The organism is Mycobacterium cajalii (genome assembly GCF_045809005.2).
GTDB lineage: Bacteria > Actinomycetota > Actinomycetes > Mycobacteriales > Mycobacteriaceae > Mycobacterium.
Genome location: NZ_CM141436.1, coordinates 4751411 through 4763344, shown reverse-complemented (window position 1 = coordinate 4763344; position 11934 = coordinate 4751411). Strand labels below are relative to the sequence as shown.

At 69.9% G+C, this 11934-nt stretch carries 12 protein-coding genes; 6 read left to right on the top strand and 6 right to left on the bottom strand.

Annotation, left to right across the window (positions count from 1 at the left end; all coding sequences use genetic code 11):
* Positions 1-159: 159 nt before the first annotated feature.
* From ACJ512_RS22540 to ACJ512_RS22520, 5 genes are all read right to left on the bottom strand, one after another.
* Complete coding sequence (locus tag ACJ512_RS22540; RefSeq protein WP_407686203.1) at positions 160-1305, bottom strand: Mrp/NBP35 family ATP-binding protein; 1146 nt, start codon at positions 1303-1305, stop codon at positions 160-162.
* Between the two features lie 39 nt (positions 1306-1344).
* A complete protein-coding gene (locus tag ACJ512_RS22535; RefSeq protein ID WP_407686202.1) occupies positions 1345-2556 on the bottom strand; it encodes a lytic transglycosylase domain-containing protein in 1212 nt (403 codons plus the stop codon).
* Positions 2557-2668: 112 nt separating this feature from the next.
* Positions 2669-3208, bottom strand: coding sequence for a DUF1003 domain-containing protein (locus tag ACJ512_RS22530; protein ID WP_407686201.1), 540 nt, complete (start codon positions 3206-3208; stop codon positions 2669-2671).
* The gene (locus ACJ512_RS22525) at positions 3205-4509 is read right to left on the bottom strand and encodes a magnesium transporter MgtE N-terminal domain-containing protein (RefSeq protein WP_407686200.1); all 1305 of its coding nucleotides are present in this window, start codon (positions 4507-4509) and stop codon (positions 3205-3207) included. The genes ACJ512_RS22530 and ACJ512_RS22525 overlap by 4 nt, the downstream gene beginning before the upstream one ends.
* A 56-nt stretch (positions 4510-4565) precedes the next feature.
* A complete protein-coding gene (locus ACJ512_RS22520; RefSeq protein ID WP_407686199.1) occupies positions 4566-5141 on the bottom strand; it encodes a DUF4190 domain-containing protein in 576 nt (191 codons plus the stop codon).
* 172 nt (positions 5142-5313) lie between these two features.
* Between ACJ512_RS22520 and ACJ512_RS22515 the strand changes: the two genes are divergently transcribed.
* From ACJ512_RS22515 to ACJ512_RS22490, 6 genes are read left to right on the top strand one after another with little or no spacing between them, the layout of a single operon-like run.
* Positions 5314-5841 carry a YflT domain-containing protein gene (locus tag ACJ512_RS22515; protein ID WP_407686198.1) on the top strand — a complete coding sequence of 176 codons (528 nt, stop codon included), beginning with the start codon at positions 5314-5316 and terminating at the stop codon, positions 5839-5841.
* 28 nt (positions 5842-5869) lie between these two features.
* Positions 5870-7294, top strand: a complete 1425-nt coding sequence (locus tag ACJ512_RS22510) for an extracellular solute-binding protein (RefSeq protein ID WP_407686197.1) — start codon at positions 5870-5872, stop codon at positions 7292-7294.
* Positions 7291-8181: a carbohydrate ABC transporter permease gene (locus ACJ512_RS22505; protein WP_407686196.1), complete on the top strand. Its 891-nt coding sequence runs from the start codon at positions 7291-7293 to the stop codon at positions 8179-8181. Before ACJ512_RS22510 ends, ACJ512_RS22505 begins: the two co-directional genes overlap by 4 nt.
* Positions 8171-9010, top strand: coding sequence for a carbohydrate ABC transporter permease (locus ACJ512_RS22500; RefSeq protein ID WP_407686195.1), 840 nt, complete (start codon positions 8171-8173; stop codon positions 9008-9010). The genes ACJ512_RS22505 and ACJ512_RS22500 overlap by 11 nt, the downstream gene beginning before the upstream one ends.
* A gap of 4 nt (positions 9011-9014) precedes the next feature.
* Positions 9015-10193, top strand: a complete 1179-nt coding sequence (locus ACJ512_RS22495) for an ABC transporter ATP-binding protein (protein ID WP_407686194.1) — start codon at positions 9015-9017, stop codon at positions 10191-10193.
* The gene (locus tag ACJ512_RS22490; RefSeq protein ID WP_407686193.1) at positions 10190-10786 is read left to right on the top strand and encodes a suppressor of fused domain protein; all 597 of its coding nucleotides are present in this window, start codon (positions 10190-10192) and stop codon (positions 10784-10786) included. The genes ACJ512_RS22495 and ACJ512_RS22490 overlap by 4 nt, the downstream gene beginning before the upstream one ends.
* A gap of 10 nt (positions 10787-10796) precedes the next feature.
* Here ACJ512_RS22490 and corA read toward each other — a convergent pair whose 3' ends face one another.
* Complete coding sequence (gene corA, locus ACJ512_RS22485) at positions 10797-11906, bottom strand: magnesium/cobalt transporter CorA (protein WP_407686192.1); 1110 nt, start codon at positions 11904-11906, stop codon at positions 10797-10799.
* Between the last annotated feature and the right edge of the window lie 28 nt (positions 11907-11934).

Genomic DNA, 11934 nt, shown 5'->3' with positions numbered 1-11934 from the left:
GATGCTTCGACCATCGGGCCGCGGCTTTGATGCCGCGTCAGCCTGCGCCTGCACAGTGTTCCCGGAGCCCGGTGAGAGCCGGCGAGCGGTCGTGGAGGTAGCGGATGTCGTTCGTGATCGCCGGCACCGCGGGCGCCGGCGGCTGGCTGTGAGGGCCGCCTAGCGCCGGGTGGGGTCCAGGCCCAACGACACACCCGCCAGGCCGCGCCGCCGCGAGGACAGGACGTCGGCGACGCCACGCAGTTGCTCGCTCACCGGCGAGTCGGGCGCGCTCAGCACGATCGGGATGCCCGCATCCCCGGCGGCCACCAGCGCGGGGTCCAGCGGAACCTTGCCCAGCAGCGGCACGTCGGCGCCGACCGCGCGGGACAACCGCTCGGCGACCTGCTGGCCGCCGCCCTCGCCGAACACCTGCACCGTGGACCCGTCGGGCAGTATCAGCCCCGACATGTTCTCCACCACCCCCACGACGCGCTGGCGGGTCTGCAGGGCGATGCTGCCGGCCCGTTCGGCGACCTCGGCCGCGGCCAGCTGCGGGGTGGTCACCACCAGGATTTCCGCGTTGGGGATGAGCTGCGCCACCGAGATGGCGATGTCGCCGGTGCCCGGCGGCAGGTCGAGCAGCAGCACGTCCAGGTCGCCCCAGTACACGTCGGCCAGGAACTGCTGCAGCGCCCGGTGCAGCATCGGCCCGCGCCACACCACCGGCGTGTTTCCCTCGACGAACTGGGCGATCGAGATGACCTTCACGTCGTGCGCGATGGGCGGCAGGATCATCGCCTCGACCTGGGTGGGCCGGTCGGTGGTGCCCATCATCCGCGGGATGGAATGGCCGTGGATGTCGGCGTCGAGCACGCCGACCGACAACCCGCGGGCGGCCATCGCCGCGGCCAGGTTGACCGTCACGGTCGACTTGCCCACCCCGCCCTTGCCGGAGGCGACCGCGTAGACGCGGGTCAGGGAGCTCGGCTGGGCGAACGGGATGACGGGCTCGCGCGCATCGCCGCGCAGTTGCTTGCGCAGCTCGGTGCGCTGCTCGTCGCTCATGACGTCCAGGCTGACCCGCACCGCGCCGGTGCCGGGGACGTCGGACACCGCGCTGGTGACACGCTCGGTGATCTCGCTCTTCTTCGGGCAGCCGGCGATGGTCAGGTAGATCCCGACGTGCACACCGCCGTCGGGCTCGATGTCGATGCTCTTGACCATCCCCAGTTCGGTGATGGGACGCCGCAGTTCGGGGTCGATCACCTTGCCCAGCGCCGTGCGGATGGCTGCGGTGAGGTCGTCGGTGTTATGAGGTGACATCACCGCCGAGTGTAGGCGGCGGGGTCGGGCGGCCGGGTGTCAGCCGCCGGGTGCGGGCGCCGGCGCCGGGTTGGGGGGCGGTGCCATCCACGGCGGGGGAGGCGGCTGGGCCGCCATCCACGGCGGCGGGGCCGGCCCCGGGGGTGCCTGCGGGGTGACGCAGATGACCGTGCAGCCGGGCATCTGGGTCTGCAGCTGCGACGGCGTCGGCGCCATCCAGGGGAACATCGGTTGCTGGCCGGCCGGCTCGGAACCACTCAGGTCGATCAGCGGTGTGCGCGCCTGCGGGTGGTCCATCGGCAGGCCGTTGATGTTCATCGGCAGGCTGGGCCCGAGGCCTTCCGGGTGCTCGAGGAAGGCGTCGCCGAGCGGGGGCGGCGGCCCGGTCATCGGAGGCAGGTCGACCGGAACCACACCGGTCGCGTACGCCGACGCCCAGCCCAGCACGTTCTGGGCGTAGGCCGACGAGTTGTTGTAGCGCAGGATCGAGGCCATCACCTGCGACGGGTCGCGCAGGTTGAGGCCCCCGCTGCACAGGTACCGCGCCGCGGTCAGGGTCGAGTCGAACAGGTTCTGCGGGTCGGCCCGGCCGTCGCCGTCCCCGTCGGCGGCGTAGCGGGCCCAGGTGCCGGGCAGGAACTGCATCGGGCCCATCGCGCGGGCGTACGTCACCCGGTTGCCGACGCTGCTCTGGATGATGACCTCGTTGCCGGGCAGGGTGCCGTCCAGCGCGGGGCCGTAGATCGGGGTGACCGCGGTGCCGCGCGCATCGACGGCGCCGCCGCCGGCGTGCCCGGACTCGATGCGCCCGATCCCGGCCAGCAGGTTCCAGCTGATGCCGCAGTTCGGGTCGGAGACCGCCATCTTCTGTTCGGCGTTGCGGTAGGCCGACAGCGCCATCGTCGGGATGCCCAGCGCGCCCGGGGCGTTCACGGCCTTCGGGGGCGGCGCCGCCAGTGCACCCTCCGCGATGTGGAAGGCGGTCGGCTCACGGTCGGCGGCGACGACGGCCGGCCCGGAATTCCCGGGAACGGCGGGTGAGACCGCGGCCACCGGGGTGATGGCGGTGCCCTTGGGCGGGGGTGGGCCCTGCAGCGGCGGAGCTTCGCCGCCGACCGCGCCCGCAAGTATCAACGGGGTGATGACGGCGACACCGAAGGCCGGTGTCCGTGTCAAGCGGCGCGTGCGTTGACCGGCCGCCGCCGCGGCCGGGTTTCGACTCTGGCGACCCCAGCGTCCCCCAATGCGCACTCGACCGTCCTAAGCAATGTGACCTGGCTGTAACCAGTTCTTATTAGCTCCGTGAACCAGATCACAATACATAACTCATGTGACGAGAGTGGCGCAATGGTCAGTTCTGCTCTCAGCCCGAATTCTTAGAGCTGCGGCATTGACCGTCGTCGGCCGGGTAGTCGGCATCCGTCGATGCCGGCGCCAGTGCGTCGAGTTTCGCTCGCAGCTCGTCCAGCTCGTCGCGCAGGTACTCGCGGGTGACGACCTCGCCGATGGCGATGCGCAGCGCGGCCAGCTCGCGGGCCAGGAACTCGGTGTCGGCCTTGGTCTGTGCGGCGCGGCGGCGGTCCTCCTCCAGCGCGACCCGGTCGCGGTTCTCCTGGCGGTTCTGGGCCAGCAGGATCAGGGGCGCCGCGTAGGCGGCCTGCGTGGAGAACGCCAGGTTGAGCAGGATGAACGGGTAGGGGTCCCAGCGCACCGTCGCCGCGAACAGGTTCACGGCGATCCAGGCGATCACCACGATCGTCTGGATCAGCAGGTAGCGGCCGGTGCCGAAGAACCGCGCGATGGACTCGGTGAGCTGCCCGACGGCCTCGGGGTCCACGCGCGGCGAGTACCGGCGGGAGGTGCGCGGGGTGTAGAGCCCGCGGGGTGCCGGGGTTTTGCTCACGCGGACCCTCCCAGTCCCTCGAGGCGGGCCGCGTCCAGCCGCTGCATGTCCATCCGCCAGTCGTGCGGCAGCAGGTGGTCGAGCAGGTCGTCGACAGTGACCGCGCCCAGCAGATGGTTCTGGTCGTCGACGACGGGCCCGCACACCAGGTTGTAGGCGGCCAGGTAGCGGGTCACGGCGACCAGCGGGGTCTCCGGCGCCAGCGTGAGCAGGTCACTGTCCACGATGCCGCCGACCAGCTCGGCCGGGGGTTCGCGCAGGAGCCGCTGCAGCGCCACGCAGCCCAGGTAGCGGCCGGTGGGGGTCGCCGTGGGCGGGCGGGCGACGAACACCATCGACGACAGCGCCGGGGTGAGGTCGGGGTCGCGGACCCGGGCCAGCGCCTCGGCGACCGAGGTGTGCGGGGTCAGCACCACCGGGTCCGACGTCATCAAGCCGCCCGCGGTGTCCGGTGAATGCGTCAGCAGCCGGCGCACCTGGCCGGACTCCCCGGGGTCCATGCGCGTCAACAACATCTCGGCGTCGGTCGGGCTCAGGGCGCCGAGCAGGTCGGCGGCATCGTCGGGATCCATTTTCTCGAGCACTTCGGCCGAGCGATCGGTGCCCAGTTGGGACAGCACGTCGGCCTGATCCGACTCGGGCAACTCCTGCAGGATGTCGGCGAGTCGATCGTCGTCGAGCGCCCTGAGCACCTCGTAGCGCCGCTTGGGTGGCAGCCCGCGGATGGCGTCGGCGACGTCGACGGCCCTGCGCCCCTCGAACTGATCGAGCAGCTGGGCGACCCCCTGCCCGGGCATCGCCAACGCCGACGGGGTCAGGCCCTGCACGTACTGCCAATCGACCACGTGCACGGGGCCGCGTCGCCCCAGCCGTCGCTGGCCGCGGACCGCGACCCTGCTCACGACCCAGTCCCGGGTTCGGGTCTGTTCGATGCCGAGGTCGGTGATCACGACCTCGAGCCCGGCCAGCTCGGGCAGTGCGGGGTCGCTGACTTTGACCGGGGTGTCGAGCACCTGGCCGATGGCCAGCACCTCACCCGGCCGTTTCTCGAAACGGCGCAGGGACACGTTGCCGGTGTTGAGCGTGACCGCGCCGGGCTCGATGGCGGTGACCCGCAAGATCGGGATGAAGATGCTGCGGCGGGTGGCCAAGTCCACCACCAGCCCCAGGACGCGCGGTTGCTGCCGGACGATGCTGATGCTGACCACGACATCGCGGATGCGCCCGAAGTTTTCGCCGAGTGGGCCCAGCACCAGCATCCGCGCGAGCCGCGCGACGTACACCCTGTTAGCCGATCCCATAGACGTAGAGCCTAGGCAGCCGGCAGCCGGCGGCCGGAGCGCAGTCGTTGTCGCCGCTAACGCGCATGCATGTTGAAGACGGCGACGACCACGCCGACCAGCAGCGTGCCGATGCCGATCGCGACGCCGGCCACGGCCATTCCCTGGCCGCCCTGGCGGGTCTGCCTGATCTGGCTCAGCGCGACCACGCCCAGCACGATGCCCACGATCGAGCCGATGAAACAGCAGAGCAAACCGGTGAGCGACGAAATCAGCGAGGCGACCGCGAGCCCGTTCGTCCCGGACCGCGCGACCTCGAACGTCCCGTAGCCGCCCCGATAGTCCGGCGGCGGGGGATAGGCCCCCGGGTACGGGGCGGGCCCATAGCCGGGTGGTGGCCCATAGCCGGGCGGCGGTGGCACCGGGGGATAGGGCGGTGCCGGCTGCCGGTATCCCGGCATCGGCGCCGGCGGCGGCATCGGAGGGGGGTAGGGCGCGGGATACCCGGCCGGATGGCCGGGCGGCGGATAGCCGGATCCCGGTGGCTCCCAGGGGCCTTGCCGAGTCGGCTCCGCGAAGGCCCCGCCGGGCTGGGGCGCATCGGCCTCGCCGTCGTGGGCACTCTCGCCGAAGCCGCCGCCGGGAGCCGTCATGGGTTCAACCTAGCCCATGGGCGGGCGGCCACCGCGGTCCGCGAACGCGCGGGACGTGTGGGCCGGGCGCCTCGAGTATTCGCAGGTCGCCGAGGGGTCGCGGCATAGGGTGGGAGGGCCGAAGATGAGATGTGGAAGCGAGCGAAGGCGAGGCGGAGGAGAATGAGCTCATATGACTAGTCCATTCCAGCCTGGACAAGTTCCCGGCGGCACGCCCACCGGCGCTCCGGCCGGCCGGCGTGGTGCGCCCGGTTTGCCGACCCCGCCGAAGGGCTGGCCCGTCGGGTCCTATCCCACCTACGCCGAGGCGCAGCGCGCTGTCGACTATCTCTCCGAACAGGACTTTCCCGTCCAGCAGATGACCATCGTCGGCGTCGACCTCATGCAGGTGGAGCGGGTCACCGGGCGGCTGACCTGGCCCAAGGTGATCGGTGGTGGCGTGCTCAGCGGGGCCTGGCTGGGGTTGTTCATCGGGCTGGTGCTGGGCTTCTTCAGCCCCAATCCGTGGGCGGCGCTGGTCACCGGCCTGGTCGCGGGCGTCTTCTTCGGGCTGATCACGTCCGCGGTTCCGTACGCGATGGCGCGCGGGACGCGCGATTTCAGCTCCACGATGCAACTGGTGGCCGGCCGCTACGACGTGCTCTGCGACCCGCAGAACGCGGAGAAGGCGCGGGACCTGTTGGCGCGCCTGGCGATCTGAGGCCGCACGAGAGAACCCGCGAGAGCCGATGAGGGTGAGTCGCCGCCGGCGCCACGGTAGCGTCCGCCGACTGGGTGCGCTCCTGCTCGCGACGGCGAGCGCCGCAGCCGCCGGGTCGGCCTGCGGTTCCGGCGCGCACGGGCTGGTGATCAGCCTGTACACGCCGGCCGGAGACGGGGCGACGTTCACCGCGGTCGCCCACGACTGCACCCAGCAGGCCGGCGGCAGGTTCGCCATCCGGCAGATCAGCCTGCCCAGGGCCCCCGGCGAGCAGCGCCTGCAGCTGGCCCGACGGCTGACCGGGCACGACCGCACCCTGGACGTGATGGCGATGGACGTGGTGTGGACCGCGGAGTTCGCCGAGGCGGGCTGGGCGCTGCCGTTGTCCGACGACCCGGCCGGCCTGACCGAATCCGACGCCACCGCCGACACCCTGCCGGGCCCGCTCGAGACCGCCCGCTGGAAGGGCCGGCTCTACGCCGCGCCCGTCGTCACCAACACCGAACTGCTCTGGTACCGAGCGGATCTGGTGAAGCAACCGCCCCACGACTGGAACGAGATGGTTGCCGAGGCCGCCGCGTTGCGGGCCGCGGGCCGGCCCAGCTGGATCGCCGTGCAGGCCAACCAGAACGAGGGTCTGGTGGTGTGGTTCAACACGCTGCTGGTCAGCGGCGGCGGGCGGGTGCTTTCCGAGGACGGCCACCACGTCACCCTGACCGACACGCCCGCGCACCGGGCCGCCACGGTCAACGCTCTGCGCATCCTCAAGTCGGTGGCCACCGCCCCGGGAGCCGACCCGTCGATCACCCGCAGCGACGAGGGCACCGCCCGGCTGGCGCTCGAACAGGGCAGGGCCGCACTGGAGGTCAACTGGCCCTATGTGCTGGCTTCCATGCTGGAGAACGCGGTGAAGGGCGGGGTGAGCTTCCTGCCGCTCAACGAGGACCCCGCGTTGGCCGGCGCCATCAACCAGTTCGGCGCCTTCGTCCCCGACGACGAGCAATTCCGCATCGCCTACGACGCCAGCACGAAGGTCTTCGGGTTCGCGCCGTACCCCGGTGTGGCGCCCGGCCGGCCGGCCAGGGTGACGATCGGGGGCGCGAACCTGGCGGTGGCCAGCACCACCCGCCACCGCACCGAGGCCTTCGAGGCCGTGCGATGCCTGCGCAGCATGCAGAGCCAGAAGTACGTCTCGATCGAAGGGGGCCTGCCCCCGGTGCGCATCTCGCTGTACTCCGATCCGCAGTTCCAGGCCAAGTACCCGATGTACGCCATCATCCGCCAGCAGCTCACCGACGCCGCGGTGCGGCCGGCGACGCCGGACTACCAGGCGGTGGCGATCCGGCTCGCGGCGACGCTGAGCCCGATCACCGACATCGACCCGGAGCGCACGGCCGACGAACTCACCCGGCAGGTACGAAAGGCCGTCAACGGGGAGGGGCTGCTGCCATGACGCGCCGGCATATGACCCGCCGCGACGAGCGGCGGCTGGCCTTCGCGCTGGTGGCGCCGGCGGCGATCCTGATGCTGGCCGTGACGGCCTATCCGATCTGCTACGCGGTATGGCTGAGCCTGCAACGCAACAGCCTGGCCACGCCGGGGGACACCGCGTTCGTCGGCCTGGGCAACTACCAGACCATCCTGACCGACCGGTACTGGTGGACCGCGTTGACGGTGACGCTGGCGATCACGGTGGTTTCGGTGTCGATCGAGTTCGTGCTGGGCCTGACGCTGGCGCTGGTGATGCACCGCACCCTCGTCGGCCGGGGCCTGGTGCGCACCGCGGTGCTCATCCCCTACGGGATCGTCACCGTCGCCGCCTCCTACAGCTGGTACTACGCCTGGACGCCGGGCACCGGCTATCTGGCCGGCCTGCTGCCGCACGACGCGGCTCCGCTGACCGAGCAGATCCCGTCGCTGGGCATCGTCGTGCTCGCCGAGGTGTGGAAGACCACGCCGTTCATGTCGCTGCTGCTGCTGGCCGGGTTGGCGCTGGTCCCCGAGGACCTGCTGAAGGCCGCGCAGGTCGACGGGGCGGGCGCCTGGCGGCGGCTGACCCGCGTCATCCTGCCGATCATCAAGCCCGCCGTGGTGGTCGCCCTGTTGTTCCGGACGCTGGACGCCTTCCGCATCTTCGACAACATCTACGTGCTGACCGAGGGCGCCAACGGCACCGAATCCGTGTCGATCCTGGGCTACGACAACCTGTTCAAGGGTTTCAACGTCGGGCTGGGATCGGCGATCAGCGTGCTGATCTTCTGCTGCGTGGGCGTCATCGCGCTGATCTTCATCAAGGTGTTCGGCGTCGCGGCACCCGGTGGTGACGTCCATGCCCGCTGAACCCGGGGACCGGCGGCGCACCGCGGCCTGGGCCGTCATCGACACCGTGGTGGTGGTGTACGCCCTCCTTCCCGTTCTGTGGATCTTGAGCCTGTCGCTCAAGCCGACGTCAACGGTCAAGGACGGCAAGCTGATTCCGTCATCGCCGACCCTGGACAACTACCGCGGCATCTTCCGGGGCGACTTCTTCTCCTCGGCGCTGGTCAATTCCGTCGGCGTCGGGCTGATCACCACACTGATCGCGGTGGTGTTGGGCGCGATGGCGGCCTACGCGATTGCCCGGCTGGACTTTCCGGGCAAGCGCCTGCTCGTCGGCGCCACCCTGCTGATCACGATGTTCCCGGCGATCTCGCTGGTCACCCCGTTGTTCGACATCGAGCGCTTCACCGGACTGTTCGACACCTGGCCGGGGTTGATCCTGCCGTACACCACGTTCGCGTTGCCGCTTGCCATCTACGCCCTGTCGGCGTTCTTCCGGGAAATCCCATGGGACCTGGAGAAGGCCGCCAAGATGGACGGCGCGACGCCGGCGCAGGCGTTCCGGAAGGTGATCGTGCCGCTGGCGGCGCCCGGGGTGGTGACCGCAGCGATCCTGGTGTTCATCTTCGCCTGGAACGACCTGCTGCTGGCGCTGTCGCTGACCGCGACCAAGGCCGCGATCACCGCGCCCGTGGCGATCGTGAACTTCTCGGGCAGTTCGCAATTCGAGGAGCCAACCGGCTCGATCGCGGCCGGCGCCATCGTGATCACCGTCCCCGTCGTCGTCTTTGTTTTAATCTTCCAGAGGCGAATTGTCGCCGGTTTGACCTCTGGCGCCGTGAAGGGATGACTCGATGGCCGAGATCGTGCTCGAGCACGTCAGCAAGAGCTACCCGGACGGCGCGACGGCGGTGCGGGACCTGAGCATCACGATCGCCGACGGCGAATTCCTGATCCTGGTCGGCCCTTCTGGCTGCGGCAAGACCACGACGCTGAATATGATTGCCGGGCTCGAAGACATCTCCTCGGGTGAGCTGCGGATCGGCGGTCAACGGATGAACGAGAGGGCGCCCAGGGACCGCGACATCGCCATGGTGTTCCAGTCGTACGCGCTGTACCCGCACATGACCGTGCGCCAGAACATCGCATTTCCGTTGACCCTGGCGAAGATGAAGAAGGCCGAGATCGCCCAAAAGGTCGAGGAAACGGCCAAAACCCTTGATCTGATCGAGTTTTTGGACCGCAAGCCCGCCCAACTGTCGGGGGGCCAGCGGCAGCGGGTCGCGATGGGCCGGGCGATCGTGCGTCATCCCAAGGCATTTTTGATGGACGAGCCGCTGTCCAACCTCGATGCCAAACTGCGGGTGCAGATGCGCGGTGAGATCGCGCGGCTGCAGAAGAGGCTGGGCACCACGACCGTCTACGTCACCCACGACCAGACCGAGGCCATGACCCTAGGTGACCGGGTGGTGGTGATGCACGGCGGCGTCGCGCAGCAGATCGGTACGCCCGACGAGCTCTACGAGCGCCCCGCCAACCTGTTCGTCGCGGGTTTCATCGGCTCTCCGGCGATGAATTTCTTCCCCGCGAAGCTGACGCCGTTCGGGCTGACGCTGCCCTTCGGTGAGGTGATGCTCGACTCGGAGGTCCAGCAGGCGATCGCGCAGCATCCGAAGCCGGACAACGTCATCGTCGGAGTGCGGCCCGAGCACCTCACCGACGCCGCCTTGATCGACGGCTACCAGCGCATCAGGGCGCTGACCTTCGAGGTGAAGGTCGATCTGGTCGAGTCGCTGGGCGCCGACAAGTACGTGTACTTCACCGCGGCGGGTTGCGCGGTGCACTCCCTGCAGTTGGACGAGTTGGCCGAGGACGCGGATTGGCATGAGAACCAGTTCGTGGCAAGGGTTCCCGCAGAGTCCAAGGCCCGTATCGGGCAGTCGGTCGAGTTGGCGTTCGACACCGCCAAACTCGCCGTCTTCGACGCCGACTCCGGGGCCAACCTCACCGTCGCTCCCGCCGGTGGGCAGTGACAGAGATCCTGGACCGGGTGCGCGCGCACCTGAGTGCCCACTTCGCCGGTGCCGAGCCCGCCGTGGCGCGGGTGACGTTTCTGGGCGCCGAACCCGTGGAGGTGCTGCGATTTCGGCGCGGGGCCGGCGAATTGGTGCACTACGTGACGCTGGGTTGCTCGCGGCGACCGATGGGTGACCCAGCCGAGGCCGTCACCGAGCAGGTGCGCGGCCCGCGCGCCGAAGTCGCGCTGTGCCTGCGCGATCCGGGTCCGGCCACCGGCATCCCCCGCAGCCTGGCGATTCTGGCGGCCACCCCGGCCGTCGAGGGGGTGGTGCTCGTGCCCGACGCGCTGATCGATCTGGGCGCGCCGCTGTGGGCGCGGGATTCGGTGAGCGCACCGTTCACCGCGATCCTGTTGGGCCGCAGTGAGATCGCGGATCTCGAGCTGGACCCGCCCTGCGATCCGGTGGTCTTCCTGTCGGCGACCCCCATCACCGCGACCGAGGCCGCCTGGGTGCGTCTGAAGGGCGCGGAGGCCATGCGGCGGGCGTGGCACACCGACGGCGTCGACGTGCGGAATCCAAATCGCGCCGCCGCGCAGCCGAAGTGAGTCCGCCGCGCTAGAGCCAACCCCGCTTGCGGAAGGCACGGTACAACAAGAAGCACACGAGGAACATCCCGCTCAGCACCGCGGGGTAGCCCCACTCCGCGTGCAACTCGGGCATGTCGGCGAAGTTCATCCCGTAGATCCCGGCGACCATCGTGGGCACCGCGAGGATGCCCGCAATGGCCGAGATCTTGCGCATGTCGCTGTTCTGCTGCATGCCCACGCGGGCCAGTGCGGCCTGCACCAGCGAGTTGAGCATGTCGTCGTAGGCGCTGATCTGGTCCGCGGCCTCCGTCTGGTGGTCGGCGACGTCGCGCAGGTAGCGCCGCACCTCCTTGGAGATCAGGTCCTTGTTCTCGGTCTGCATCCGCGAGAACGCGGTGGACAGCGGGCTCACGCACCGGCGCAGCTCGACGACCTCGCGCTTGAGCAGATAGATCGGCTCCACGTCCAGGGTGCGGCCCGGCGAGAACGCCACCTCCTCGATGGCGTCGATGTCGACCTCCATCAGGCGCGTCACGCCGAGGTAGTGGTCCACCACGTAGTCGGCGATGGCGTGCATCACCGCGTAGGGCCCCAGCCGCAGATGCTCGGGGTCGGTGTCCATCCGCTTGCGCACATCGGCCAGCCCGCTGTGCTCGCCATGGCGCACCGTGACGACGAACCCCGTGCCGACGAAGATCATGATCTCGCCGGTTTCCACGATCTGCCGGGCCAGCACGACCGATTCGTGCTCGACGTAGTTCACCGTCTTCAGCACGAGGAACAGCGTCTCGTCGTAGCGCTCCAGCTTGGGCCGCTGGTGGGCGTGCACGGCGTCCTCGACCGCCAGCGGGTGCAGCCCGAACACGTCGGCCACCTCCTGCATGTGCTCGACATCGGGCTCGTGCAACCCGATCCAGACGAACGCCTCCTGGCCGATCAGTTCGATCTCGCGCACCTTGTGCAGTGCGTCGGCGTAGCCGTATCTGCCGGGCAGCCGATGGCCGTCGACGTAGACGCCGCAGTCCACCAGGGGTGCGCCGTGTCCCGGTTCGGGGTGGACGTGATGCTGGTAGACGCGGGGCTGCGGCTTGGCGATCGGCCGCAAAGCTTCGGGTAATGCGTCGAATCCCTGGAACACATCCACCTCCGATCGCAGCGCAGGTCTG